Raw genomic sequence first — 25,623 nt, forward strand, 5'->3', positions numbered from 1 at the left:
AATCAAGACTGTGTTGATTGAAAACCGCCGCCCAAAGCATGGATCAGGGCGAGGTCTAAGCTGAACGCGCGTGACTGCAAGTTCACCAGCGCTCGTTGGTTATTCAATAGCGACTCTTCGGCCACCAGCACGTCCAGATAGGTGGCAAGGCCGCCCTGATACCGGTTGCTGGCAATCTGCAACGCGCGCTGCGCCTGCTCGACCGCTTCCTCTGTTTTGGCGATGCGCTTGTCCAGCGCCTGCGTGCTGGTGACCACATCGGCCACTTCATGCAACGCTTGGGTGAGCGTGGCGTTGTATCCGCCGACCGCTTCCTGATAACTCGCCTGCGCCGAGGTCAATTGGCCGTCCAATCGGCCGCCAGTAAACAGCGGCAAGTAAATCGCCGGGCCAATACCGCCTGCGTCGTTACCACTATTAAACAGGTTATCGAGGCCAAACGCCTGATAGCCGATAAACGCAGACAAGGTCACGTCGGGATAGAATTGCGCTTCCGCAATGCCCACCCGCTGCGCTGCCGCTTCGGCGCGCCAGCGCGCAGCGGTGATGTCGGCGCGATGGCCGAGCAAACCAACGCCTGCATCGGTGGGCAATCCGTAACGCGCATTCAGTGCCACTTGGGGTTCCTGAATCGTCAATGCGCGATCCGGTCCTTGCCCCGCTAAAGCCGCCAGTGCGTTTTTCTGCAATTGAATCGACTCATTCAAGCCGAGTAATTCCGCTTCAACGCTGGCCGCAATTGCTCTGGCCTGACTCACCGACCCCAAGGTTTCCAGCCCGTTGTCATAGCGTTTTTGCAGCAGTTCGACGGTTTTGTTACGCACGCCCAGCGCCGCGTCCACCGTGTGTTGGTTGGCGTACAAACGCGCCAACTCGGCATACGCATTGGCAATCGACGTAGCGAGCATCAGCCGTGCTGACACCCCTTCGGCTTCAGCGGCCGCCAGTTCAGACGATGCGGCAACCACTGCCGCTCGGTTCTTGCCCCAAAAGTCAAAGTCATACTGGAAGTTGAGCGTGAGCGAACCGTAGTCATTCCAACCGTGCGGTGGCATCGCGGCCTGATATTGGTAGCTGACTTTGCTCTCGGTCGCCGAGGCAGACAGTCCGACATTCAGAGAACGCGCCGCACCCGCTTGCTGCGCAAGACCTTGCGCATTTTTCAGGCGTGCCATGGCGATTTGCAGCGTCGGTGATTGTTCGAACGCTTCGTCAATCAGCTGATTGAGCTGCGCATCCTGATAGCGTTCCCACCAATGATCCGATGGCCAGTCCATCGCGGCATGATTGGCAAAAGTTTGTTGCGATTGCAGGTCGTGGGCATCCGCAACCGTGCCCAATTCATCGCTATGATTGGGCGTTGAACAGCCCGCTAAAATCAGCGTGCTGAGTAAAGTCATTGAAAAAAAAGGCGCTGTTTTCTGCAGCATCCCTTGGCGTTTGGCACTGTTTTTCACATTTTGAAACCTTATAACTAAACCGTACCGTACGGTTATACTCTTGACAGAACGGGATCGTCAAGAGAAAATTATCCACAATTTTCCCTGGGAATAGACGATTTCATGCGAGTTAAAAGCGAAGAAAAAAGACAGGCGATTTTGGAAATTGCGAAAAATTCCTTTACACAGCAAGGGTTTGAGCAAACGTCCATGTCCTATATTGCGAAAGAGTTGGGCGGTTCGAAAGCGACGCTGTACAACTACTTCAGCTCAAAAGAAGCCATCTTTATTGCGGTGATGAAATCGTCCGCATCCGAGCAAATTGCGCAATCTTTCCTCGCCCTTGACCCGAAACGAGACATGCAAACCTCGCTTTTAGAATTTGGTTACAATTTTTTAAGCTCGGTGATGACCCCAGATGCCATGGCCATTTATCGCATGGCGATTCATGAAGCCGACCGCTCTTCGGTGGGACGTAAATTCTATGAAAATGGCCCTAAACTCGGTTGGACCCATTTGAGCGACTACATTGACAGTCAGGTCAAAAAAGGCTTATTGAAGCGGTGTGATACGTGGTTTGCGGCCATGCAATTCAAAGCCTTACTGTCGGCGGAACACATTGAGCCTTTCGCATTGGGTGCCATCGATGCGCCCAGCGCCAGCGAACTCAAAGCCGCCACGCAACGCGCGGTTGATACCTTTCTTGTCCTCTACGCCGCCTAATCGTCTCATCTGAAACCGACCTGATGCCACGCTCAGGTCGGACCGTTTTTTTCTCCGATTATTCAATTTACACTAGACATGAGAACCATTCTCATGCTGCAATATTGTTATGTTATAACATTTCAGCATGGAATTATGAAAAAGCTATTGATACTCGCTCTGGTGTTGGGCGTGGGCGCAACTCTATTTTGGAAACCTTCTGCCCCGACGCACAACACGCTCTCTATTTCTGGCCCGTTTGAATTCAACAGTCAGGATCTGTCGAAAGACGGGTTTGTGTTCTCCCGTCTACAAGTGGTGGAATCGCTGGTTGGCATCAACGATGACGCCGAACCTTACCCGCTGTTGGCGCAAAGCTGGCAACAAAGTGATGACGGCCTGAGCTGGACATTCACCCTTCGTCCGAACGTTCATTTCCACGATGGCACACTGCTCAATGCGCAAGCGGCAGCGCAGTCGCTCAATCTCGCGCTCGCCAAACCGGGCGTGATTCGCCAAGTGCCGATTCAGTCGATCAGCGCGCTGAACGATCGCGTGGTTATCACGCTGGATCGCCCTTACCGCGCGCTGCCCTCGGTGCTGGCGCACTACTCCACCGCGATTATCGCGCCAAGCTCCATGGACGCCAGCGGCAAAGTGATTCAATTGCAAGGCACTGGCCCGTATCAGATTGCGAGCTTACAAGCGCCGCACAAGGCCAAAGTGACGCGTTTTGACGCCTATTGGGGCACGCCCGCCCATATCGATACGGTGGAATACCTAGCCGGCCATCGCTCAGAAAGCCGCGCCTTGTTGGCGCAAAGCGGTCAAGCGGATTTGGTCTACACCCTTGATCCCATCAGCATCAGCACACTGCAAGCGGCAAAAAATATCGACCTGCATGTGGAATCGATGCCGCGCACGGTGTTGGTTAAACTCAACAACGCGCACCCGTTTCTGAATGACAAAACCGTGCGACAAGCACTGAGTTTGGCTCTGGATCGCGAAGGCATCGCGCAATCGGTGCTGCGCCTGCCAGGCTCTGAAGCATACCAACTGTTTTCGCCCGCGCTGGGCGCGTGGCACATCGCGCAGCATGATCATCAACCCGATACCGCTCACGTCAACAATCTGCTCGCGGACGATCAACTCGTGGGCAATCAGCATGCAGACAAGCTGCAACAAGCCAAAGCGTTGCTGAGCGCACAAGGGTGGCATGCCAATGCGCAAGGGCTGTTGCAACGCGACGGCCAGGTATTTCGCGTGCAGTTGGTGACTTACGCAGACCGCCCAGAGCTGCCGCTCATCGCCACCGCGCTGCAAGCCCAATGGCGCGAACTGGGCATCGATGTGCAGATCTCGATTGATAACTCCAGTGCCATTCCAGCCAAGCACCACGACAACAGCTTGGAGATGGCGCTCATCGCCCGCAACTTCGGCACGTTGGCCGATCCCCTGCCGCTCCTGATGAACGATTTTGCAACCGAGAAAGGCGCCGACTGGGGGCCGATGCACTGGTCCTCCAACACCTTTAGCGCGTTGCTCGAACAACTCTCCGGCGAAGCCGACCCGGCGCAGTATCGCCAGTTAGCACAGCAAGCCGCCACGGTACTGGCCGACGAAATGCCGCTGATCCCGGTGACCTATTACCGCCAGATCGTCGCGGTCAATCGCCACCTCGACGGGTTCTCATTCGACCCGTTTGAAATCAATTACCGCGTGTCGGAGATGCGTTTCCATGACTAAGATTTTGCTATCTCGTTTGTACCAAGCGCTGTTTGTGGCGTGGTCGGTCGGCACGTTGACCTTCGTGTTGATGCGACTGATTCCGGGTGACATCGCCTACCGCATCGCCGCCGGGCGTTACGGTTATGACTACGTGAACGCCGAAGCCGCGCAAGCGGTGCAGGCAGAATTGGGGCTGGATCGCTCTGGATTTGAGCTGTATTTCAATTGGTTATGGGATCTGCTGCATTTTAATCTCGGGAATTCGCTGGTCAGCGGTGAGCCGGTGATCGCTGCGCTCTCGCACCAGCTGGGGCATTCCTTGCTACTGGCTGCGGCCGCAACAGCGCTGTCGCTGCTGATCGCCATTCCGGTGGGGCTGTATTGCGGTCGCCGCGCCAATCAGTGGAGCGATCACGCGGCGCTGTTTGGGTCTATCATCATCAAGGCGCAGCCAGTGTTTCTGATTGGTTTGTTGTTGGTGTTGGTGTTTGCGCTCCATTTCAACCTGTTCCCCGTTGCCGGGTTTGGCAGCGTCGAATATCTGGTGCTGCCTGCATTGGCGCTGGCGCTGAGCATGGCTGCGATGTCGAGTCGAATGATTCGCAACGCGACACATCAGGTCCTGAACTCGCCTTATTTTCAATTCGCGCGCTTAAAAGGGCTGAACCATCAGCAAGCGTTTACCCGTCACGCGCAGCTCAATATTACGCTGCCAGTGATGGCGTTTGTCGGCATTCAGGCCGTTAGTTTAGTCGAAGGCATTGTGATGATTGAATCGCTGTTCTCTTGGCCGGGCATCGGCCACGCGTTGTCACACGCGATTTTTCGTCGTGACATTCCCATGATTCAAGGGGCGGCGCTGTTGATGGGGCTGCTGTTTGTGGCCATCAACACGCTGGTCGATATCGCGCAGTACTGGCTCGATCCACGTCAGCGTTTGGCGACCAAGGCGGTGATGGCATGAAACAGTTCTCGCGCAGTCAATGGGTCGGCATGAGCATTCTCGCCGCGTTGGTGGTCTTTGCTCTCTTTGAAGCCCTGATTTACCGCGGCGATCCCGCGCAGCAATCCTTGGCGCAAGCCTTTGCCTCGCCCTCATGGCAGGAGCCGCTGGGGCGCGATCATTATGGCCGCAGCAACTACGCCCGCTTAGCAAGCGCCGTGAGTACCTCCCTGCTGATGGCGGTGGTGAGTGTGGTCACCTCGGCCGCTTTGGGTTTGCTAGCCGGCGTGACCGCCGCGTGGAAAGGCGGCTGGTGGGATAAGTCGCTCTCGTGGTTGGTCAATATGTTACTCGCCATGCCGGGGCTGATTCTGGTGCTGCTGTTTGGCGCCATGGTGCCGGGCTCGTTTTTGATCCTCTATCTCGCTATCTCGTTGATGTTATGGGTGGAATATTTCCGCGTCGTGCGCAGCCGCACCTTGAGCTTGTTGCGTTCGCCCGAAATCGAAGCCTCGCGTTTGTACGGTTTTGGCGTTTGTTATCAATTCAAACGCCACCTGTGGCCGGAGCTGCGCACTGACCTGTTTACCCTCGGCTGCTTTGGTGCTGGCAACGCCATTCTGGCACTGGCCTCCATTGGCTTTTTGTACGTTGGCCTTAAGCCGCCTGCGGCCGAACTCGGTTTGATGATGGTCGAGCTGTTCCGCTATTACCAACAGGCGCCGTGGGTGCTGGTTCAACCGATTGTGGTGGTGTTTTTGTTAGTGATGAGTTTTCACCTGTTGGCGCGAGGAAAGCAGGCATGAGTGTGTTATTGAACGTCGAACAGTTGTCGATTCAAGCTGGTGAGCAAACCTTGGTTGAACCGCTGTCATTTGAGCTTCGTCGCGGTGAAGCGGTCACGATTTTGGGCGAAACCGGTTCGGGCAAAAGCCTGATGGCCAACGCCATTATCGGCACCTTGCCGGAAACGCTGACCATGCAGGGCGACGTGACGCTATTTGGCGACGCGCAGCGCGATCTTAGCCACGACGCGCGCCAACAGCTGTGGGGAAAAAAGCTGGCCGTTTTGCCACAAGAGCCGTGGTACGCGCTAAGCCCGTTGATGGCGGTGGGCGAACAGGTGCGCGAAGTGCACGAGGTGGTCAATGGCGATCCCGTGCAAGCGCACACCCATACCCAAGCGGCATTTGAGGGCGTTGAACTGGGTGACGACATGGCGAAATTCCCGCATCAGTTATCCGGCGGAATGGCGCAGCGCGTGGCCTATTTGTGCGCGACCCAAGCCGGTGGCGAATTGCTGATTGCCGATGAGCCAACCAAAGGCTTGGACGTCAGCCGCCGCGACCAAATCATCGCGCAGTTGCTCAGCCATAAACAGCGCGGTGCGGTGCTGACCATCACGCACGACATTGAAGTCGCGCAGCAATTGGGCGGCGAAATCATCGTGATGAAAAAAGGCGTGGTGCAAGAGCGAGGGCCTGCGCAACAAGTGCTGAGCGCGCCGCAATCGGACTACGCCAAAGCGCTGATCGCCGCCGACCCGCGTTTCTGGCCAAGCGCATCACTACCGACCGTTGGTCAGCCGGTGCTGCACGTAGAAAATCTGAGTATGCATTACGGCGATCGCACGCTGTTTGAACAGCTTAATTTTTCCATCGCACAGGGCGAAATTCTGGGCATCAGCGGAGACAGCGGGTGTGGCAAATCCACATTGGCGGACATTCTGGTCGGCCTCAAACGTGCCACCGGCGGCACGTTGCGGCACACCACACCGTTTGCGACAGGCGATGTGCTCAAGCTGTATCAAGATCCACCAAGTGCGCTGCCGAAAAGTGCAACGCTGCACACACTGCTGAGCGATTTATGTCAGCGTCACACCATCGACCCAACTCGTATTGAGCCGCTGATGGCCAAGCTCAAATTGTCGATGCAACTGCTCGGGCGCAAAGTGACTCAAGTGTCCGGGGGCGAGCTGCAACGCTTTGCAATTTTGCGCGCATTGTTGATGAAACCCAAACTCTTGATTGCCGATGAACCCACTTCGCGCCTCGACCCCGTGACGGCCGCCAGCACGTTGCAGCTCATGACGGCGCTGACGCAGGAAATGGGCTGCGCGCTGGTGTTGATCAGTCACGACAAAGTGGCGCTGAGTAAAAGCTGTCATCAGATCATTCGCCTCTAACCTGCCCGTTGCCGCTGACTCCTGCTCGTTCAGCTTCCTGCATGTTCAGCGGCAACATCACGCGAGCCTAGCTCCGCGCGCCACACATCTGCTATCATCGACGCTGATAGTCGGGGAGCCCACTTGGGCTGAGATTGCCACCCACTGCCCTTGCGGCAGCGATGCAAGACCCGTAGAACCTGATTCAGTTCGCACTGACGTAGGGAACTATGTACGCTTCGCGATGTGATGCGCCCCAATGATGTGAGCGCCTCGTACAGCGTATGGCTTTAGCCGCCCAGCACTCGAATCCTTCCCTCGTGTTGTGGCGCTAAACCGGTTCCTGACCGTCGAAGACTAGGAGCCCCAATGCCTCATTCAAACCTGCAATGTCACACCTCAACGGTTCTCACGCTGGCCGGTTCTGCCAGCGACAACGATGCGTACAACGATCCACTCAAAACCACGGAGGCGACCGCATGATGCCCTACACCCTCTACTTGGTCACTGATGATCAGCAAGACCTCAACACCCTATGCCGTGTCGTTAAACAAGCCATCGCTGGCGGCGTTTCACTGGTGCAAGTGCGCGAAAAACAGGGCGACGTACGGACTTTTATCGAACGTGCGGCGGCAGTGAAAGCGGTGCTAAGCGGCAGCGGTGTGCCCTTGATCATCAATGATCGCGTTGACGTGGCCTTGGCCGTGGATGCCGATGGCGTGCACTTGGGGCAAAGCGACATGCCCGCCACGCTGGCGCGCCAACTGCTTGGCCCGGATAAACTGATTGGGTTGTCGGTTGAGAACGAGCAACAATTTGAACAAGCGCAGTCGCTTCCGGTCGATTATCTCGGCCTCAGTGCGATTTTCGCCACGCCGACCAAAACCAATACCGTTAAACATTGGGGGCTGGATGGCCTGAACTGGGCGATGGCGCGCAGCCGTTTACCCATGGTGGCGATCGGTGGCTTGAACACCAGCAATATCGCGGCGGTCGCCCAAACAGGCGTGCACGGTATCGCGCTGGTATCGGCGATTAGCCATGCGCCTGACCCACAACAAGCCGCTCGCGAGCTGCGTTTGCTAATCGAACAAAATCGCACGAATTCGCTTGTTCGAAATTATTGAACGACCACAACAAGTTGCACGGCTGTTGACGCCTGCTCGAAAGCACTAGACTGAGTATCAAGCCTGAGGGAGTGAAGCATTCCCTCCCCCAACACCAAATACGATTTGGTCCGCCAAGTCGAAGGAGCAGAGCATGATCGAAGTAAGAAAAGCAGAACAACGCGGCCGCGCAAACTTTGGCTGGTTGGATAGCAAACACACCTTTTCATTTGGTAGCTACTACGACCCGAAACACATGGGATTTTCGGAACTGCGCGTGATCAACGACGATAAAGTCACCCCCAGCGCCGGTTTTGAAACCCACGGTCACCGCGACATGGAGATCATCAGCTATGTGCTCAGCGGCACCATTGCGCACAAAGACAGCGCGGGCAACATCAAAACCCTGCCTGCAGGTGAGTTCCAGTTGATGTCTGCCGGTCGCGGCATTTACCACAGCGAGTTCAACGCCTCCGATAGCGAGTCACTAAGCTTTCTGCAAATCTGGATTCAGCCAAACAGCTTTGGCGGCGAACCGGGTTACCAGCAAAAAGACTTTGGTCAAGCGCCGGGCCTCACCACCATCGCCACCCCAACGGGTGAAGATGGCACGCTGCACATCAAACAAGATGCGCGCCTATTGCAACTGATTTTGGCGCCTCATAGCGCACTGACTTACGATGTGCCACAAGGTCGCCGCGTTTACGTGCACCAAATCGACAGCACACTGGCCATCAACGACGTGACGCTGAATCCGGGCGATGGCGCGAAAATCGCCAAAGAGAGTCAACTTGAACTGCGCAACGACAGTGACTTGCCAGTGAAAGCCTTGGTGTTCGATTTGCCCTAAACGCGCACCAGCCACGCAACGCGTGAGCAACGTCACCCCATACGCCGCGGACTTTGAGTTCGCGGCGTTTTTATGTCTCTACCTCAAAATGGAACCGGTTACAGAAACCGGTTCCATTTTTACATTTCCTGATCTAGAATGCGTTTAAATTGACGAGTTTTGAATCAGATTGACGCACCGTGAAGGGTGAACGCATGATGCCAGCGACAGACTTTCATCTGTCGCCACGCATTGACCTTTCGGCGCAACACAAAGGGGTAACGACATGTCACAACAAGGTTTTCCAAGCGATTTTCTGTGGGGCGGCGCAGTTGCGGCGCATCAGGTCGAAGGCGGCTGGAACAAAGGCGGAAAAGGCGTCAGCATCGTTGACGTGCTGACCAAAGGCGCCCACGAAGTACCACGCGTGATCACCGACACCGTGGAAGCGGACCAATTTTATCCAAACCACGAAGCGGTGGATTTCTACGGTCACTACAAAGGCGATGTGGCGCTGTTTGCCGAGATGGGCTTTAAGTGCTTTCGAACCTCGATTGCCTGGACGCGCATCTTCCCGAACGGCGATGAAGACACGCCGAATGAAGCGGGCCTGCAATTCTACGATGACCTGTTCGATGAACTGCTGAAATACGGCATCGAGCCGGTGATCACCCTGTCGCACTTTGAAATGCCCAACCATTTGGTCAAGCAATACGGCAGTTGGCAAAACCGTCAGGTGATGGATTTCTTCGTCAAGTTCAGCCAAACCGTGATGCAGCGTTACCAGCACAAAGTGAAGTACTGGATCACCTTCAATGAGATCAACAACCAGCGAAACTGGAAACTGCCGATTTGGGGCTACTGCAACTCGGGCATGATCTACGCCGACCACGAACACCCAGAACAAGTGATGTACCAAGTGCTGCATCACCAATTTCTGGCCAGCGCCAAAGTGGTCAAACTGGGCCATGAGATCAACCCGGACTTTAAGATCGGCAGCATGATCCACATGATGCCGCTCTACCCGGCGACCTGTCGTCCGGAAGACATGCTGCTGGCGCAAGCGTTGATGCGCGAGAAATACCTGTTCAGCGATGTGCAAGTGCGCGGTTACTACCCCAGCTACCTGCTGAAAGAGTGGCAACGCAAAGGCATTCAGGTAGAGATGCAAGACGGCGATGATCAGATACTGCGGGACGGCTGCGCCGATTATCTGGCCATCAGTTACTACATGACCAACATCGTATCCGCGCAAAAAGATGAAGACGGTGAAACCACCTCGCTGTTTGAAGGTAGCCGTTTGAACCCGTACCTGCCGGCGTCGGACTGGGGTTGGCAAATTGACCCGGATGGCCTGCGCTTTGCGTTGTCCGAGCTATACGAGCGTTATCAAAAACCGATCTTCATCGTCGAAAATGGCCTTGGCGCGGTCGATCAGGTGGAGTCCGATGGCGCCATCAACGATGACTATCGCATCAACTACTTAGGCGCGCACATTCAAGCGGTGAAGCAAGCGATCTGCGAAGATGGGGTCGAGGTGATGGGCTACACGCCTTGGGGCTGTATCGACTGTGTCTCGTTCACCACCGGTGAATACAAGAAACGTTACGGGTTCATTTATGTGAACCGCCATGATGATGGCAGCGGCGACATGAGCCGTTCGAAGAAGAAAAGTTTCTACTGGTATCAGAACGTCATCGCCACCAATGGTGACAGCCTATAACGAGCCGCCCAGCAGATAACTGTTTCAATCTGCTGACGAAGTTCGCTACACTCGCCATCCGGCCTGAGCACTCGCTCGCGCCGGATGATGGGATGAAGGAGCAACGATGGCCACAATCAACGATGTCTGCAAAGCTGCAGGCGTGTCAAAAGCGACAGTGTCACGTGTGATCAACGGCAGCGGACAGGTCAAAGAGGCCACCCGCCAAGCCGTGATGAACGCGATGGCCGATTTGGGCTATCAACCCAATGCGCTGGCCCAAGCACTGGCCACCAATACCTCCCACGCCCTGGGGCTTATCCTGCCGCAATTCCAAAGCAGCTATTTCGGCAGCGTACTACATCACGCTGAACAAGGCGCGCAGCAAGCGGGCAAAAAACTGTTGGTAGTCAACAGCAAAGATACCGCAGACGGCGAACGCGACGCAGTCATCACGCTGACCAACCAACGCTGCGATGCCATCATGCTCTACAGCCGTCATCTGTCACAAGCGGATCTCGATCAACTACAACGGACAATAGCGGTGCCATTGGTGGTGATTAACCGTGAACTCACCCTCGACGCCGTGCCCAGTTTTGGCTTCGATCAAGGCCAGTTGGCGACCATCGCCATGCAGCATTTAGTCGAATTGGGCCACCAGCGCATCGCGTGTATCACCTCGCCACTGCATAGCGAAACAGGCCGACTACGTTTTGATGTTTATCAAGCCATGCTCAAGCAACATCACCTTGAATCACGCCCTGAATGGGTAGCCGAAGGCAACAATACACTCGAGCGCGGGTATCAGGCAGCGCAAGAGCTCTTGGCGCAGGGCCACACGTTTAGCGCTATTTTTGCCTGTAATGACGACATGGCGATCGGTGCCATTCGCGCACTGCACGATGCGGGCCTGTCGGTGCCACACGATGTGTCCGTGATTGGGATTGATAACGAACCGGCGTCGGCGTACGCCATTCCTAGCTTGTCGACCGTGTCGTTACCCATCACCACCTTGACGCAAGATGCGGTCGCGCTGACAATTGCCCTCGCTAACAAACACAGCAAAGCGCCGCAGCATCAAACCTACTGCGGCGAATTGGTTCAGCGCGAATCCACCCGCGCATTGAAGTGATTGCTTGAGCCATCCGTGATGAACCATGAATGACGAATGATGAACGTTAGAAAATAAAAGATGAATGAATCGAAGCGAGCGCCCTGCTCGCTTTTTTGTGTCCGTCAAGCGAACGCGTGGCATTGCGCCAACGTGATGACGCACTGTTCATCCCAGCGATAATGCACCTCAAACACCCACGTCTTGCCCGCCAGTTCTGCCGCGCGCTGCACCAATTGCAGCGTCAATCGTCCATTCGCTTCATCCCATGCCAGCAAGCGCGAATCGTGAAACTCAAGGTATTGCTCCACGCGCGGATACAGCGCTTTGAACAAGCTCTCTTTGGCCGAAAACAGCGTGGTAATACGCTGTGCCGCAGGCAGCGACAGCCCCGCAAGCATGGCCGCTTCCTGCGCCGTCGCAATCGTGGTTTGAATGGCGAGCTGTGAATGCTCGTCAATCCGGCTTTCTACATCCACGCCAAGTAGCAGCGCTTCTGCGCCACGCTCGACCCGCTGCACTACGGCCAGCGCAAGGTGTTCATTGTGTGAAATTGAACCCACCACGCCTTGCGGCCAACGCGGCGCGCGATGCTCGCCCACCGCCAGCATCTGCGGCGTCACGCCCGCCGCCTGCAGCGCATCACACGCAGCCACCCGGCCTGCGAGAAACTCCGCTTGACGCTTGGCGACCGCGCGCTGTAAATCCGCCGGCAGCGTTAACCCATACGGCATGCGCTCATGCGATGCCGACGGCGGCGCGATATAACGCGCCACCTCAAACCGACGGGCATGGAGGGTGTATCCGCCCAATGCCAGTTGCATTGGCGCGCTGAGAAAAGACTCAGTCACGACGCGCGCCCCCGTGGAATCACCAACGGCGTGTGGCTGACCGGATCTTCAATGATCACGCTTTCCAAACCAAACACCTCACGCACCAAATCCGCGCTGATCAGTTCGCTCGGATTGCCTTCTGCGATGATCTTGCCATGCGCCATCGCAATCATGTGGTCGGCATAACGGCACGCCTGATTGAGGTCGTGCAGCACCGCGATCAGCGTGTGACCGCTGGTAAGGTTGAGATCGCGAAATAGCTCCAACAGCTCAATTTGATGGGCGATGTCGAGATAGGTCGTTGGCTCATCGAGCAACAGCAGCGGTGTTTGCTGCGCAAGTACCATGGCAATCCACACCCGCTGACGCTGACCACCCGAAAGTTCATCCACTTGGCGCTCGGCCAGCGCATCAATACCCGTCACCTGCATGGCCGCGCGCACCGCGCGTTCATCGTCGAGGCTCCATTGACGAAACAGTTCCTGATGCGGATACCGCCCGCGCGCCACCAAATCAACCACGCGAATGCCATCGGGCGCCGTGGCGCTTTGCGGCAACAGCCCTAACTGACGCGCCAGCGCTTTGGTCGGCAGCTCATGAATATCGTGCCCATCGAGGCAGACCTGCCCGGCTTTAGGTTTGAGCAAGCGGCATAAGGTGCGCAGCAAGGTCGATTTTCCGCAGCCATTGGGGCCGACGATGACGGTAAATTTGCCATCGGGAATGCGCACATCAATGCCATCAAACACGGTGTGCCCTTCATAACCTAAACGCAAGTTGCGGCCCGTCAGGCGCGCTTCAACGTCGCTATTCATGTCGGTTTCTTTGTACTCCATTCAGTTGTGTTCCTTGATGAGTTCGCTCAAAGCGGTGTGTTCGGCATTTGGCTCAGCAAAACGTGCCAACATACGTTGCGTAGCCTCGGTCAGGGTGTTCACCTGCGCGTCGCCATATTGATCGCTGCGATAACTCATCAACACGCGCACTCGGTCTTCACCGCCCACGCGCTCTTCCATCACCTCAAATTGCAGCCCGAGCGCCGACTCACTTTTTTCCGGGTCGACCTGCTCAAAACGCACCGCCTGCTGCGCGCTCACCAACTCACCATGCAGTTTGTTTTTGGCATGTAGTTGAATCATCACCTCAAACAGATGATGTTTGTCAGTTCGCTCGCCAAGCAGCGCATCTTCAACCCAATCAATCGGCACATCAGAATAATCCAACGATTCGTTGATGGTGTTTTTCACCTGCGCGATGAGCTCTGCCACCGATTCGGCGCGATCAAAATGCACCACATGCATTGCCAGCGTGGTGAAATAGCCCACGGTGTCGAAAAACGCCGCATCCAATCGCCCGGAGGCCGGCGTGCCGACAATCAGTTTGTTTGGCGCGCCCAGTTGTTTCAGTGCCAGCGAAATCGCGGCGTACACCACGTTAAACAGTGACGCGCCCTGCTGACGAGCAAGCTGATTAAGCCCCTGAGCCACACCGGGTTCGAGTTTAAATTCGACCCAACCACCAGCATCGGACGGTTCAGCATCCGGCTGATTTTGCAATGCGGGCAGCAGCGGCGCATCCAACGGCACGCCCTCAAACTGCTTCAGCCAATAGGCTAAATGCGACGCATCAAAGCCCTGCTCATGCTGGCGAGCGGCGTATTCACTAAACGGCAACGGCTGCGCGCGCCACTGTGGCGAGGTGCCTGATGCGCGAGCTTGATACGCTTCACGCAAATCATCCATCAGCACGTTCACCGACCACTCATCCAGCACCACGTGATGGAACAGGAATGACAGATATTGCTGCCCCGAGCTTACATCGCGCACGAAACGCAGTCTAACGGGCAGCTCACGGCTGAGATCAAAGACATGAGATGCTGCTTGATTCAGCGCAGTTTGTCGCTCCACTGGCCCGGTCTCTTCCGAGCGCCAGAACCAGCGATATTGATTGAGTTCCGCTTCCGGCACCACGTGTTGCTCAACGATGTCGCCCTCGGTGACAAAGCGTGTTCGCAGCACTGAATGGCGGCGCATCACATCTTCAAACGCCAAACCAAACAGCGTTTCATCCACCGGATCTAAAAAGCGCAGCGCAAACGGAATGTTAAACAGTTCGTTGTAACCAAAGGCCGCGTAAGCCTTCCACAACGAGGCCTGCGCAAACGAGAGCGGCGCGCGATGGCGCATCGGTTGCGTTTCCTGTTTCACCGGAACAGGATGCTCGTTGCTGTGCGAAATCGCATGTTCGGCCAAGCCCCACGCCGTCGGTTGACTGAACAGATCGTTGATGTGCACTTCAACCTGATGTTCAGTTTTGAGTTGACCAATCACACGCGTGGCAATCAGAGAGTGGCCACCAAAATCAAAGAAATCATCATGGATCGAAAAATCAGCGTGGTTGAGTGCGGCGCCAAATGCGTCGGCGATCAACGTCGCCATGCGTTCACGTTCGCCGCGCGGTGGATAGGCGTCATCCGCCACGGATATCACGGGCGCTTCAATGGATGGCGCCCCAGAGAACGGCATCATCCGCTCATCGCCGAGCGAGGCGGTGAATTGTTCCAACAACCAACCCGCGATGTATGGCGACACGCGCTCGCCGGTGGTCAATTCCAGCAGCAACTTGTTGTCGCAACTAATCCCTAGCGCCAATATCAGATCAAAATCGCTGTGCAGCGGCGCGAAACGGACGGTCTCCGCCTGCACTTGATGCAAGCGCAGATGCACCGCCGGGTCGACACTCCAGGTCACCAAAATCGCCAAATCATCGGGGTTGGAGAGGCTGCTCGCGTGCGAATCTGCGCGTCGCCATTGCTGGGTTACCTCATCCAACAAGGCCGCCTGATGCGGATGATCCGCATTGATGGCCAAGCGCAATAAACCGCTTTGCACTGCGCTACCGTTGAGTTCGTGATGACGCTGCACCACCTGCTGGGGCGCAAACACCGTTTGCTGAGCTTGCCCACTCAGGCGCGCGATAAAACGCGCAAACTCGGTGACCGCGGCGCACAGCATCACGCCGTGATCCAAACTCGCCTGCGCGCCCTGATGCGCCGTCAGTTGCGCCAACACCTGCACCGGCAGCGACACGCGGACTTTCTCAGCGCGGCGCTCGATGGTGTTAACGCGCTCGCTTCCCAACCACTCGATGCGGCTGCGGGCCGAACACGCGCCCGCGGCCAGCCAGTGATAGGCGGCGTTCAACGGCTGTTCGCGCGAATAGAGCGGATGTGCCAACGGCAACTCGGCTTGAAGGGGCGCCGTCCATTCGTCGATGTGGATCTCGCCCTGATGACGGTCACCCTGATAAAAATGGCTCAGCGCGCTCAATAGCGTTTGCCAATTGATGCTACGCGCCAGAATGCGATGGTGACGCACGGCTAAAATCAGTTCATCGCCCAGCAATAGACGACATTGCATCGGCGGCTCGGATGCCAGATCCATGCGTTCGTTTTGCCAATGGAGTAGCATTTGCTGAGCTTCAGATCGTGAGGCCACTTGCACCAGCTTTACCCGCTGACGCAACGAGCCGTGCTGGGATTTGACCAGTTCAAACTCATCATTGAGCTGATAGCGCGCATCGAGGTTCGGCATAGATTGCAGCAGCGCATGCAGCGCGTCCAAGAGCGCGGCGAGATTCACATCGCCATCATGGCCATCATGGCCATCACCGTGATTGGCATTCAGTCGGAGCCGAAATGCGCTCAGTCCTTGATGTGTGCTGTCGCCGCACTGTTCGTGATGCAGCCAAACTTGCTGTTCAAATTCGCTGACAGGATGAGACGTGCCAGCCTCTGCTGGCGGCGTGGCAAAAGCGTTGTGTTCATTCATGAACGAATTCCTTGTGGCGAGATGCGCGTGGGTTGAGCGGGCGCATGCGGATCAGATGAGATGTTCTGCGCGTGTTGAACCAATGAAATCCACTCGTTCAACGTCGGCTGTGATGCCAGTGGCAAGTAGCCAATATAATGGCCGCACGCCGTGCTGAAGCGCTCGCTCAAGCGCAGAATCAACAGCGAATGCAGACCGATTTCGTACAGATTGGTGTCAAAATTGAAGTCGTGAGAAGGCAGCGCGAGCGCTTGAGTCACTTCGTTGATCACCAGTTGCTTGGCATCGACCATTGGGTACTCCATGGGGGTTAGCGAAAAGCCTCGAATCAGCCATGAACCCATTCTTCATCAACCAAGGCGTCGTGAATCAAGGCGGTGTAAACGAATTCGTAGTGAACCCATTCGTTGTAAACCTATTCGTCGTGAATCAAGGCATCGAGGATTATTCAAGGGAAAATAGCGGTGCCCGTTGCCGGGCACCGGGGACATCAAAAGTCCAGTTGCAGAGACACACCCACCAAACGTGGCTGTTGCGTCACCGCGGTGTAGACGTCGTTGTCAGTGATCATGGTCGGTTGCGTAGAATCAAACAGGTTGGTCGCAAACAGCGTTGCGCGGCCCATGCTGAAGTTGTACGCCAACTGAACATTGGTGATCCAATCTGCATCAATCTTACCCATCTCATCGTTGTCGTAGTATGAGTAGTAATTGTCGGTGTAATTGACCGTGGTGCTAAACACGAAGTCGTTGAAGAAGGTGTAGTCCGCACCAAAGTTCATGCTGTAAGACGGCGCACGAGGCAGTTCATTGCCTTCGTATTCGCTGCCGCTGAACTTGTTGATCTTGGTTTTCAACAAGCCCACCGCTGCCGACAGTTCTAGATCTGAGATAGGCAACCAACGTGTGCTGAATTCCGCACCATATGTTTGCGCTTTCTCAGCGTTGATGATTTTGGTGGTACGCGCACTGATGTAGAACGGCAATTGCAGATCATCGTAATCGTTGTAGAAGAAGTTGGATGTCAGCTCGACTTTGCCATCCGCCAAACGGTGGCGCGTGTACATCTCATAACTCCAGACATACTCTTCGTCATAGGTGTACGCCGTGTAAGGGGCATCGAAAGTCATCCCCGCGCCGCCTGCGTTGTAACCTTTGGCAACCATCACACCGACCGTATGGTCGCGATTCAGTTTCCACGCCACATCCGCTTTTGGCAGGAACACGTTGTAGGTTTCATCAAAGTCGACTTCCACCGTTGAACTGCCGCCCTTACGGGTGCGGTGTTCGCTTTCCAAACGACCCGCCAGCGTCAAATCAACCGCTGGCAAGACCGCGTAAGTGACTTCGGCAAACGCAGAACCGGTTTCGGTTTTGTCATCAAACGTGCTGCCGCCAAACAGGTAAACATACTCGTCTTGCGAGGAGTGGTAGTAACGCAAGCCCGCTAAACCGCGCCATTGCTCATCGTTGGTAGCAAAGTGCAGCACGGGTTCAACATGGAATTCTGCACCGTCAATATTGGCGTAAGGCAACGTGGTGGCTGTGCGGCGATTGATGGTGAAATCGGTGTAGGCAATTTGGTTTTCAAAGCGTAAATTGCCTGCCGTTTGATACTCCAAATCCCAAATACCGCTGGTATTTTTGGTTTCAAACACCGGGCGACGCTCATCGTAACGCGCACTTTGATGTTCAGCCGACGGGATCAACGCTTCGTTTTGCGGCGCTTTGCTGTCGAAATGGTTCAGAGTCAGCTTGGTAGACAGTCCAGGAATGGCGGACGGTTCATACAGCAGTTTACCGCGTGCGGTGATGGTTTCGATTTCACGCGGGTCACCGACCGGATCGTACGATGGCATATCAACGAAGCTTTCACGGGTCTGGCGGTCAATCGAAAGGCGGAACGCCAGTTCGTTGTCGATGATCGGGCCAGACACGACAGCCGCGGTTTGAGAGTAACCCTGCTCACCGTACGAGCCGCGTACTGAACTTTCCCATTGATAGGTTGGATCTTTCGATTGCAGCACCACAGCGCCTGCCATGGCGTTACGGCCCTGAATATAACTTTGCGGACCGCGATACACTTCAACCTGTTGCAAATCCCACAGCGATTGCGGGCCAAATGCCAGTTCATTGTAAGTCAGCGAGCGGCCATCGAGTGACACGTTCAAACGTGGACGCGTACCGTTGAGGAAAGCGTTCGCGCCGCGCGCCGCGCCAGAACCGTCAATACCGCGAATCGCGGGCACATCGTTGCCGACACCCACATCGACAATGTTTGGTGTGTTTTGCAGCAGGTCGGTCACGTCGGTGGCATTGGGCATCGAGTCGATTTTGCTGTCATCATACACTTCGACGCTGGCACTGGTTTCCTGCATCGAGCGGGCCACTTTTTCGCCGTAAACGGTGATGGTCGATACCGCAGAAGTTTGAGTCGATTCGGTGTTGTCAGCCAGCGCCAAAGGGGCGTGGCAAAGGCTCATGATCATGCCCGACAAAATGCAAACCTTTGTATTGAGAGTTGTGGTCGGTTTGTTTTGTTGGACAAGGTGTGATGCTGTCATTTCTTTCTCCTTTCGTCAGCATAAACGTCACACACTCACGTCGCGGTTACAGATCCCATTTAAGCCCACTGCGAGGAGAAAACGCCTGCAAACCCACAACGTGGATTGGTCTGTTTGACTACATTCCAAATCAAACAGGGGGCCTACTGTAGAACCGACAAATACAAATGTAAAGAATTCTCATTTACATTTGATAATAATTTTCATTATTTTGTTACTCGCATCAATGTATCAGTATGGAAACTTTTAAATAACTCAATTATCAATAACTTAAGACTGTTATGCCGTAACACACTCCCCCGATAGCCACGCCTCGAAGCCATGCGGATCGCAGAGCGACCGCTACAATTTGGGCGAACGTGTGAGCAGCCAGATCAGATACAACCCCCCGACAATGCCGGTCATGCGACCAATCGGCAGTGTCAGATTGAGCGGTTGCAGTTGCGTGATGAGATCCGCCACCACCATCAGCAGCGCGCCCATCACCGCCGAGCCATACACCGGCAATTGTGAAGTACGTAACAAGCGGCTGATCAACTGCGGCGCGGCCAAGGCGATAAATGCAATCGGCCCTGCCGACCCCGTCGCAATCGCCGCCAAAATCACCGCCGCCAACAACATCACCAAGCGCACGCGCTCAACACGAATGCCCAACTGCGTCGCCAGATCGTCGCCCATTTCCATCAGGGAAAGCTGCCTTGCCAGCAGCATGATCAACGGCACCAACACGATGACGCCGACCATAACCGGAATGGCGTGCGACCACGTACGCGCGTGCAGCGATCCCGCCAGCCAGAGATTGGCGGTCACGGCGTTGTCGATGTTGCCTTTAACCAACATCAACCCATTGAGCGCACTGAGCACCGCGCCAATGCCGATCCCGGTCAGGATCAAACGATAACCGCCGACCACGCCAGCTTTGCGCGACAGCAAATACACCATCACCGCGGTGACAATCCCACCGAGGATCGCCGCCAATGCCACCTGCACCGGCCCTTGCTCAAACAGCACAATCTGCGCAATCGCGCCAGTCGCCGCGCCAGTGGTAAAACCAATCACATCTGGCGACCCCAGCGCATTGCGCGATACCGATTGAAAAATGCCGCCTGAAACGCCAAGCGCCGCCCCCACAAACACCGCGGTGACAATGCGCGGCAGACGAATATTCCAAACGATCCGCTCCTGCACCGCACTGCCCTGCCCGCTGAGTACTTGCCATAAGTCCGGCATCGAGATGGTGTAGCGACCAATCGTGAGTGCGTAGGCAGCAAGGCCTATCACCAGCACCGTCAGCAGCAATAACCATCCCATCGACACCGCCGAATAACGCAGCGACCAGCCACCACGACGCCAGACTTGATACACCGGTTGAGAACAACGATTCATAACTGCGCGATCTTCCATTTTCGAACCAACACCACAAAGAATGGCCCACCAATCAGCGCCACCATAATGCCCACACTGATTTCATCCGGATAACCGATCACACGGCCAAGTATATCCGCTACCACGGTGAGTAACGCTGCGATCAGCATTGAATATGGCAGCAACCAACGGTGATCCGGGCCAACCCAAAAACGCGCCAAATGCGGCGCCGTTAAGCCCACGAAACTGAGCGGCCCAGCGGCCGACGTCGCCGCGCCTGAAAGCACCACGATCACACTGGAAGCCAGAAGCCACACTCGCTGCGGATTGGCACCCAGCGCTTCCCCCAAATCTTGCCCCAATGAAACGGTATTCAGCGCTTGGCGCAGCGCCATGGACAGCGCCAATCCGAGCGCCACCAACAGAGTGACCGGCCACAACACGTCGTACCCACGACCTTGCAATGACCCAACCGCCCAATGACGAAACTGGTTAAACACCTCTTGGTCGCTGTTGACGGTGATGATGTGCGTGAGTGCGAGTAGCACCACCGATAGCGCTGAACCAGCGAGCACCACGCGCACCGGATTGATGCCACGGCGCAGTCCCGCCAGTAAATACACTGCGCCACCAGCAATGGTGGCCCCAATCAAACCAAACCACATGTAACCAAACACATCGGTGATGCCAAATAGCGCAATCGCACTGACGATCGCCACCGTCGCACCCGCGTTCACCCCAAGAATGCCCGGGTCCGCTAATGGGTTGCGCGTCAGTGCCTGCATCATCGCCCCCGCCACACCCAGCGCGCCGCCCACCACCATCGCCAGCAGCGTGCGGGGCACACGTAAATAGTGCACGAGTAGATGCTCGCTCTGGGTCGGGTCAAAGGCGGTGAGCGCTTGCCAAGTCACTGCTGGCGCCACAAAGCGCGTGCCGATAAACACGCTCAGGCAGGCGCAGCCAAGCAACGCCAGCAGCAGCCCCACAATGCCCCAGATTTTGGCTCGGTCGCGGCGGCGAAGGTTCATTCGATCAGCAGCACAAGAGGTCATGGTGCAACAGGCGCTCCAAAGCGCGCGCGAATGCCGTCCACAATTTCGTGCGCGCTGAAATAATCAATGCGAAACGAATTCGCCCCCAAGCCATACACTTGACCGGTTTTTACTGATGGCAAGTTGGCGAGCACTGGATCGTTTAAAAACTGCGGCACTTTGGCATCGGTGGCGTTAAACAAGAATGTGGTCGGCGCGGTCAATTCAGTCAGGTGTTCGTAGTGAGCGCGGACAAAATCGTTGAGTCGGCTCGGCCCAGTTTGCCAAGCGGGATTAGGGCCTTCAATATCAAAGCCGAGTGATTTCAGCAGCATGCCGTGTGAACCGTGTGGCGTCGCGATGGGGTTGGTCACCCCAGGGCCGTTGTAACTGATGATGTTCGCTTGCCCTTTCGGCAGCGTCAGCGCGGCGCGAGTTTGCGCGATATAATCATCAAACTGAGCAATTTTAGTCGCCACTTGCTGCTCAATCCCCACCACTTCGCCAATTTTCTCTGCGAGTTGCTGCCAGTTTTGGCCGCCGTAATCGAGCACCACCGTCGGGGCGATTTGGCGCAGCTCATTCAACTGACCAAGTGCAGAATCCGCGCCGCCTAGCGACACGATGATCAAATCCGGTTCAAACGCATACGCCATTTCCAGATCCACACTCCCCGCAGGCCAAAGGCGCTCAACCCCGCGCTGCTCAGCGACCGCGCGCCACTGCGCAAAGTAGTCGCCATTGGTCGTGGTGGCACTGGCAATCACCGGCGCATCGACCGCCAATAGCGTGCCGGTAATGGACACGGAGGTAGAAAGAATACGTTTCGCGGGCGCGTTCAAGGTGGTGGTGGAACCGTCAGCATTGAGGAACGTGCGCGGCCAACCTTGTGCCTGTACGGCACTACTGACGAGGAGCGTGAACAAAAATAATTTTTTAATGATATTTATTATCATTGTGATTCTCATTACATTAATAGGCTACAATATCGCGTAAAAAGACGTTTATACCTGAAATTTATGGGAATTTTCACAGAGCGAGGTGATGGCTCTGACTAAGGGAATCTTTCACACGAGACCGACATACGCGTGCGCAATTCGGTTCCGACACACATGAGTGAGCCTTCATGCTACACACAAGTTCCCCATAAGTTCAAGAAGTGAGCGTGAAAAACGCCACGCATGATCCGTGGCATCACACTGAGTGGTGCTGGATTGAGCAATCTGGCCCCAGCGCGATCCATTCGCAATAACAGCCCAATTTAGAAGGACCCGTGATGAGTTCCCCCCAACCTTTGTGCATCGGCATGGCCTTGGCCATCAGTTGGCTCACCAAGAACGGCTGGCGCCGCGACGACAGCGGTGTCGAGCGCATGTATGACACCGATGTATACGTCGAGCTGGCCCAACGCGCCGAACGCGCCAAGCTCGATTTCCTGTTTCGCCCCGACACCCTGTTTCTTGCGACGCACGCTGTCGCCACTGAACCCGGTTTTAGCAGCTTAGACCCCATGGTTCTGCTGGCCACATTGGCACGTGAAACCACCCACATCGGTTTGGTGTCAACCGCCTCCACCACCTTCAATCCACCGTATGTGGTGGCGCGTCAGTTGCAGTCGCTCAACTGGGTGACCCAAGGACGCGCCGGGTGGAATATCGTCACTGCGATTGACGGCCAGCAGAACTTTGGCCAGCAGACCATGCTGCCGTCCGAAGCACGCTACCAGAAAGCGCGCGAGTTTACCGACGTGGTGCTTCAGCTGTGGAACAGCTACCCCAGCAGCGCGATTAAAGCCGATAAACAAAGTGGCCAGTACGCGGACATTGACCAGATTCAACCCATTGCCCATCACGGTGACTACTTCGACGTACAAGGGCCGCTCAACGTGCCCAAGCGTCCCGGCGGCGACATACCGCTGTTTCAAGCGGGTGCGTCTGAATCCGGGCGCCAATTTGCCGCCAGTATCGCCGATGCGATTTTTGCCGCCACGCCCGATATCGATGCTGGCGTTGAGCTGCGCAACGATCTGCGTCGCCGCGCGTTGGCGCACGGTCGCCCAGCCAATGCGGTGAAAGTGCTGCCGGGGTTGTCTCTCTATCTGGCCGACACGCGGGAAGAAGCGCAGGCGCTGCACCGCGAGACGCACGCCAATATCGATAACACACGCAAGTTTGCCTACGTCAAAGAAGCGCTCGGTCTTGACCTCAGCCAGTTCGCCCTTGAGCAGCGCATCACGGCCGATATGCTACCCCACCCCGAATATCAAGTGCGCAGCCAAACTCATTCTAACTTGTTACGTCGTTTGATTGAGCGCGAATCACCCACCGTGGCCACGCTGCTCGAGCGCCCAGAAGTGATTGGTTCTGCCCACTGGATTGTGATTGGCACGGTTGATGATGCGTTTAACGCCATCGTAGAACGCGTGAACGCGGGCGCGGCGGATGGCTTTATTGCCGTTCCCGGCGGTTCATGGCAATCGGTCGATCTGTTCTTTGATCAACTGATGCCAAGATTATCGCAAGCCGGACTGTTTCGTTCTGACTACCAAGGGCGCACACTACGCGACCACTTAGGACTTTGATAGGGTCAAATTTTGACATTGATGCAAATGATAATAATTGCCATTATCAAATTTGACGCTAAACTAATTTGCGTGAGTGGTTGTTCTTTCGCCTCCCTAGAATCCTGAAGGAACAGGCGCTCACGCAAACTCCTCTTGAAAAGGCACAAGCTTCGCGGCTTGCGCCTTTTTCTTATCACAACAATAATTCAAGGCTTTTTACATGTCAGTTACTGGTTCGGCTCTTCATTGGATGCCCCTTACTCTGCCCCAGCTCGATTTTTGGGAAGAATTTTCCCTTCACCCAGATGAGCCCCTCTCGACCGTCGCTCACTACATTGAACTCAAAGGCACGGTGAATAAAGCGGCGCTGTGCCGCGCCATTGCGCAAACCGCGCAAGAAACAGATGTGCTGGCGCTGCGTTTTCGACTCGATGACGACGGCAAAACGCCGTTGCAAGCCCATGATCCGGCGCGCATACCGCAGGTGGAGATCAAAGATCTGCGCAGCAGTTCGCAGCCACTAGTAGATGCCAAGGCACTCATGGATGGCGATGTCCATGCGCGCCTCAATTTGCTGCGCGATCCGCTGTCCGCGCAATGGCTGATCAAACTGAGCGACGATCATTACCTCTGGTACATTCGCGCGCATCACATTGTGATGGATGGCTTTGGCATGACGCTGTTTGAGCAGCGCTGCGCCACACTGTATCAGCACTATTTGGAGCGCACCGATGCGGGTAAACCGTTTAACGCGTTCGTCAGTTTCTTGGATGAAGAGCAGAGCTATCAAGCCAGCGCGCGCTATCAGCAAGACAAAGCGTTCTGGCGCGATTACCTGTCGAACCCAGCACAACTGACCGTCCTCAACAAGGAGGATGATTACGGCGAGGAAACGCTGCACGTTGCCCATGAACTGACGCCTGCAATGAGCCACGATATTCGCCAGTTGGCGCACCAAGTCACCATGGGTTGGCCGGATTTATTGGTGACGTTGTCAGGCCTCTACATGCATCGCTATTTGGCCGACGCATACTTGGGCCAAGGCAACGCCATGCCGTTGTGGATTCCGTTCATGAGCCGTTGGGGCAGCGTGGGCGCCTACATGCCTGCCCTGCTGGTCAACATTCTGCCGCTGTATGTGCAGGTGGCGGAGAACACATCGCTGCGTGATTACCTGACCCAGACCGGCAAAACGCTGCGCCAACTCTACGCGCGCGGCCGCTATCGCGTGGAGCAGATTGCCCGCGATCAAGGCGTGACGGAAAACAGCCGTTACTTCTTCTCACCTTTTGTGAATGTGCTGCCATTCGATCCGCCGCAATTTGCTGGCTGCCAGGTCAAACATCATGTCATCACCAGCGAACCGGCCGACGGGTTTAACCTCACCTTCCGCGGTCAAACCAATGCCGATGGCTTGGTGTTGAGCTTGGATGCCGATTCTGCCGCGCACCCGCATGACGAGTTTGATCAGCACGCGCAGCGCGTGATGACCTTTATGCAGCAGGTGTTAGACGAGCGCTACCTCGACCAGCCGATTTCCGCGTTGTATGACGCGATTGATCAGGCCTAAGCCCTAAGCTGCTAAGAGCCTTAGCGCCTAAGCTCTTAAGCAAAAAGATTCGCGAACACGTTCAGCAAAACATCGTCAAAAAAAGCCGCTTCAATGAGCGGCTTTGTTATTTCGACAGGGCGAAGTCATGACGTTGAATTA

At 55.7% G+C, this 25,623-nt stretch carries 20 protein-coding genes and 1 riboswitch; of the genes, 11 read left to right on the top strand and 9 right to left on the bottom strand.

Translation table 11 applies throughout. From position 1 onward, the window contains the following. Positions 1 to 2: 2 nt before the first annotated feature. Positions 3 to 1,457: an AdeC/AdeK/OprM family multidrug efflux complex outer membrane factor gene (locus ACS18Q_RS09140; RefSeq protein ID WP_143678827.1), complete on the bottom strand. Its 1,455-nt coding sequence runs from the start codon at positions 1,455 to 1,457 to the stop codon at positions 3 to 5. A gap of 105 nt (positions 1,458 to 1,562) precedes the next feature. Here ACS18Q_RS09140 and ACS18Q_RS09145 point away from each other — a divergent pair, with 105 nt between their 5' ends. From ACS18Q_RS09145 to ACS18Q_RS09185, 9 genes are all read left to right on the top strand, one after another. Continuing rightward, complete coding sequence (locus tag ACS18Q_RS09145; protein ID WP_004725204.1) at positions 1,563 to 2,162, top strand: TetR/AcrR family transcriptional regulator; 600 nt, start codon at positions 1,563 to 1,565, stop codon at positions 2,160 to 2,162. A 135-nt stretch (positions 2,163 to 2,297) separates the two neighbouring features. Next, positions 2,298 to 3,887: an ABC transporter substrate-binding protein gene (locus tag ACS18Q_RS09150; RefSeq protein WP_441256964.1), complete on the top strand. Its 1,590-nt coding sequence runs from the start codon at positions 2,298 to 2,300 to the stop codon at positions 3,885 to 3,887. Further along, complete coding sequence (locus tag ACS18Q_RS09155) at positions 3,880 to 4,833, top strand: ABC transporter permease (protein WP_441256965.1); 954 nt, start codon at positions 3,880 to 3,882, stop codon at positions 4,831 to 4,833. Before ACS18Q_RS09150 ends, ACS18Q_RS09155 begins: the two co-directional genes overlap by 8 nt. Continuing rightward, a complete protein-coding gene (locus tag ACS18Q_RS09160) occupies positions 4,830 to 5,618 on the top strand; it encodes an ABC transporter permease (protein WP_441256966.1) in 789 nt (262 codons plus the stop codon). The genes ACS18Q_RS09155 and ACS18Q_RS09160 overlap by 4 nt, the downstream gene beginning before the upstream one ends. Further along, positions 5,615 to 6,997, top strand: a complete 1,383-nt coding sequence (locus tag ACS18Q_RS09165; RefSeq protein ID WP_441256967.1) for an ABC transporter ATP-binding protein — start codon at positions 5,615 to 5,617, stop codon at positions 6,995 to 6,997. The genes ACS18Q_RS09160 and ACS18Q_RS09165 overlap by 4 nt, the downstream gene beginning before the upstream one ends. A gap of 101 nt (positions 6,998 to 7,098) precedes the next feature. Then, a riboswitch (TPP riboswitch) is annotated at positions 7,099 to 7,220 on the top strand. Positions 7,221 to 7,455: 235 nt separating this feature from the next. Beyond that, entirely contained in the window at positions 7,456 to 8,103 is a 648-nt protein-coding gene (thiE, locus tag ACS18Q_RS09170; RefSeq protein ID WP_441256968.1) for a thiamine phosphate synthase, read from the top strand. A gap of 133 nt (positions 8,104 to 8,236) precedes the next feature. Beyond that, on the top strand, positions 8,237 to 8,932 hold the full coding sequence (locus ACS18Q_RS09175; protein WP_055466119.1) for a pirin family protein: 696 nt from the start codon (positions 8,237 to 8,239) through the stop codon (positions 8,930 to 8,932). Positions 8,933 to 9,197: 265 nt separating this feature from the next. Then, on the top strand, positions 9,198 to 10,634 hold the full coding sequence (locus ACS18Q_RS09180; RefSeq protein WP_441256969.1) for a 6-phospho-beta-glucosidase: 1,437 nt from the start codon (positions 9,198 to 9,200) through the stop codon (positions 10,632 to 10,634). A gap of 106 nt (positions 10,635 to 10,740) precedes the next feature. Beyond that, positions 10,741 to 11,745: a LacI family DNA-binding transcriptional regulator gene (locus ACS18Q_RS09185; RefSeq protein WP_441256970.1), complete on the top strand. Its 1,005-nt coding sequence runs from the start codon at positions 10,741 to 10,743 to the stop codon at positions 11,743 to 11,745. 104 nt (positions 11,746 to 11,849) lie between these two features. Here the strand turns inward: ACS18Q_RS09185 and ACS18Q_RS09190 are convergent, their stop codons facing one another. From ACS18Q_RS09190 to fepB, 8 genes are all read right to left on the bottom strand, one after another. Beyond that, positions 11,850 to 12,575, bottom strand: a complete 726-nt coding sequence (locus ACS18Q_RS09190; RefSeq protein WP_441256971.1) for a 4'-phosphopantetheinyl transferase family protein — start codon at positions 12,573 to 12,575, stop codon at positions 11,850 to 11,852. Next, positions 12,572 to 13,393: an ABC transporter ATP-binding protein gene (locus tag ACS18Q_RS09195; RefSeq protein ID WP_004725193.1), complete on the bottom strand. Its 822-nt coding sequence runs from the start codon at positions 13,391 to 13,393 to the stop codon at positions 12,572 to 12,574. The genes ACS18Q_RS09190 and ACS18Q_RS09195 overlap by 4 nt, the downstream gene beginning before the upstream one ends. Next, on the bottom strand, positions 13,394 to 16,387 hold the full coding sequence (locus ACS18Q_RS09200; protein ID WP_441256972.1) for a condensation domain-containing protein: 2,994 nt from the start codon (positions 16,385 to 16,387) through the stop codon (positions 13,394 to 13,396). Then, a complete protein-coding gene (locus tag ACS18Q_RS09205; RefSeq protein ID WP_238787734.1) occupies positions 16,384 to 16,731 on the bottom strand; it encodes an acyl carrier protein in 348 nt (115 codons plus the stop codon). The genes ACS18Q_RS09200 and ACS18Q_RS09205 overlap by 4 nt, the downstream gene beginning before the upstream one ends. Positions 16,732 to 16,877: 146 nt before the next feature. Next, positions 16,878 to 18,950 carry a TonB-dependent receptor gene (locus tag ACS18Q_RS09210; protein ID WP_441256973.1) on the bottom strand — a complete coding sequence of 691 codons (2,073 nt, stop codon included), beginning with the start codon at positions 18,948 to 18,950 and terminating at the stop codon, positions 16,878 to 16,880. Positions 18,951 to 19,292: 342 nt separating this feature from the next. Next, positions 19,293 to 20,336, bottom strand: coding sequence for a FecCD family ABC transporter permease (locus tag ACS18Q_RS09215; RefSeq protein ID WP_238809081.1), 1,044 nt, complete (start codon positions 20,334 to 20,336; stop codon positions 19,293 to 19,295). After that, positions 20,333 to 21,370: a FecCD family ABC transporter permease gene (locus ACS18Q_RS09220; RefSeq protein ID WP_441256974.1), complete on the bottom strand. Its 1,038-nt coding sequence runs from the start codon at positions 21,368 to 21,370 to the stop codon at positions 20,333 to 20,335. The genes ACS18Q_RS09215 and ACS18Q_RS09220 overlap by 4 nt, the downstream gene beginning before the upstream one ends. After that, positions 21,367 to 22,305, bottom strand: coding sequence for a Fe2+-enterobactin ABC transporter substrate-binding protein (gene fepB / locus ACS18Q_RS09225; RefSeq protein WP_441256975.1), 939 nt, complete (start codon positions 22,303 to 22,305; stop codon positions 21,367 to 21,369). Before fepB ends, ACS18Q_RS09220 begins: the two co-directional genes overlap by 4 nt. A gap of 320 nt (positions 22,306 to 22,625) precedes the next feature. Between fepB and ACS18Q_RS09230 the strand changes: the two genes are divergently transcribed. Then, positions 22,626 to 23,930 carry an NtaA/DmoA family FMN-dependent monooxygenase gene (locus ACS18Q_RS09230; protein WP_441256976.1) on the top strand — a complete coding sequence of 435 codons (1,305 nt, stop codon included), beginning with the start codon at positions 22,626 to 22,628 and terminating at the stop codon, positions 23,928 to 23,930. Positions 23,931 to 24,132: 202 nt separating this feature from the next. Continuing rightward, positions 24,133 to 25,482: a condensation domain-containing protein gene (locus tag ACS18Q_RS09235; protein ID WP_441256977.1), complete on the top strand. Its 1,350-nt coding sequence runs from the start codon at positions 24,133 to 24,135 to the stop codon at positions 25,480 to 25,482. The last annotated feature ends 141 nt before the right edge of the window (positions 25,483 to 25,623 follow it).

The organism is Vibrio sp. Vf1514 (assembly GCF_052076135.1).
GTDB lineage: Bacteria > Pseudomonadota > Gammaproteobacteria > Enterobacterales > Vibrionaceae > Vibrio > Vibrio furnissii.

Bases quoted from the DNA above. Each gene is read 5' to 3' on its own strand.
- ACS18Q_RS09155 (WP_441256965.1), top strand. From the start codon at position 3,880: ATGACTAAGATTTTGCTATCTCGTTTGTACCAAGCGCTGTTTGTGGCG.
- thiE (WP_441256968.1), top strand. From the start codon at position 7,456: ATGATGCCCTACACCCTCTACTTGGTCACTGATGATCAGCAAGACCTC.
- ACS18Q_RS09150 (WP_441256964.1), top strand. From the start codon at position 2,298: ATGAAAAAGCTATTGATACTCGCTCTGGTGTTGGGCGTGGGCGCAACT.
- ACS18Q_RS09185 (WP_441256970.1), top strand. From the start codon at position 10,741: ATGGCCACAATCAACGATGTCTGCAAAGCTGCAGGCGTGTCAAAAGCG.
- ACS18Q_RS09175 (WP_055466119.1), top strand. From the start codon at position 8,237: ATGATCGAAGTAAGAAAAGCAGAACAACGCGGCCGCGCAAACTTTGGC.
- ACS18Q_RS09180 (WP_441256969.1), top strand. From the start codon at position 9,198: ATGTCACAACAAGGTTTTCCAAGCGATTTTCTGTGGGGCGGCGCAGTT.
- ACS18Q_RS09200 (WP_441256972.1), bottom strand. From the start codon at position 16,387: ATGAATGAACACAACGCTTTTGCCACGCCGCCAGCAGAGGCTGGCACG.
- ACS18Q_RS09205 (WP_238787734.1), bottom strand. From the start codon at position 16,731: ATGGGTTCATGGCTGATTCGAGGCTTTTCGCTAACCCCCATGGAGTAC.
- ACS18Q_RS09220 (WP_441256974.1), bottom strand. From the start codon at position 21,370: ATGACCTCTTGTGCTGCTGATCGAATGAACCTTCGCCGCCGCGACCGA.
- ACS18Q_RS09165 (WP_441256967.1), top strand. From the start codon at position 5,615: ATGAGTGTGTTATTGAACGTCGAACAGTTGTCGATTCAAGCTGGTGAG.
- ACS18Q_RS09195 (WP_004725193.1), bottom strand. From the start codon at position 13,393: ATGGAGTACAAAGAAACCGACATGAATAGCGACGTTGAAGCGCGCCTG.
- ACS18Q_RS09230 (WP_441256976.1), top strand. From the start codon at position 22,626: ATGAGTTCCCCCCAACCTTTGTGCATCGGCATGGCCTTGGCCATCAGT.
- ACS18Q_RS09215 (WP_238809081.1), bottom strand. From the start codon at position 20,336: ATGAATCGTTGTTCTCAACCGGTGTATCAAGTCTGGCGTCGTGGTGGC.
- ACS18Q_RS09145 (WP_004725204.1), top strand. From the start codon at position 1,563: ATGCGAGTTAAAAGCGAAGAAAAAAGACAGGCGATTTTGGAAATTGCG.
- ACS18Q_RS09210 (WP_441256973.1), bottom strand. From the start codon at position 18,950: ATGACAGCATCACACCTTGTCCAACAAAACAAACCGACCACAACTCTC.
- fepB (WP_441256975.1), bottom strand. From the start codon at position 22,305: ATGATAATAAATATCATTAAAAAATTATTTTTGTTCACGCTCCTCGTC.
- ACS18Q_RS09235 (WP_441256977.1), top strand. From the start codon at position 24,133: ATGTCAGTTACTGGTTCGGCTCTTCATTGGATGCCCCTTACTCTGCCC.
- ACS18Q_RS09160 (WP_441256966.1), top strand. From the start codon at position 4,830: ATGAAACAGTTCTCGCGCAGTCAATGGGTCGGCATGAGCATTCTCGCC.